Annotated in this window: 1 protein-coding gene; it reads right to left on the bottom strand. The window is 61.2% G+C overall.

Annotation, left to right across the window (positions count from 1 at the left end; translation table 11 throughout):
- Positions 1 to 154: 154 nt before the first annotated feature.
- Positions 155 to 310: a TyeA family type III secretion system gatekeeper subunit gene (locus OC610_RS29090; protein ID WP_264433302.1), complete on the bottom strand. Its 156-nt coding sequence runs from the start codon at positions 308 to 310 to the stop codon at positions 155 to 157.
- Positions 311 to 327: the final 17 nt, after the last annotated feature.

Below are 327 nucleotides of genomic sequence, written 5' to 3'. Positions count from 1 at the left end.
AGGCACGAAATACAGATGTTGATGGCGATCAACGCATCGACCACCGAGGTAGGCAACGGCAGGATCAGCATGAACACGATGCCAAGCACGACGAACGCCCCGGCCACTTCGATACGCCGCACCGCCGCGTTGGCGACCTTGTTCAGCAGGGCAATCATGACCGCACCCCAATGACCGGTTCGGCGGTCCGTCCACGGGTCTCGCCACGGGAGCGTTCATCGAGCAGCACCAGCAGATTCTTCAGCGCGGTCTGGCGGCTTTTCGCATCTCGCCAGAGCGCCAGGGGCAAGCGCTTGAGCAAGGGATACAAGCCGTTCAAGGAAACCA

The organism is Pseudomonas agronomica, assembly GCF_025917275.1.
Lineage (GTDB): Bacteria > Pseudomonadota > Gammaproteobacteria > Pseudomonadales > Pseudomonadaceae > Aquipseudomonas > Aquipseudomonas agronomica.
This window is presented reverse-complemented; position numbering and strand designations above follow the sequence as displayed.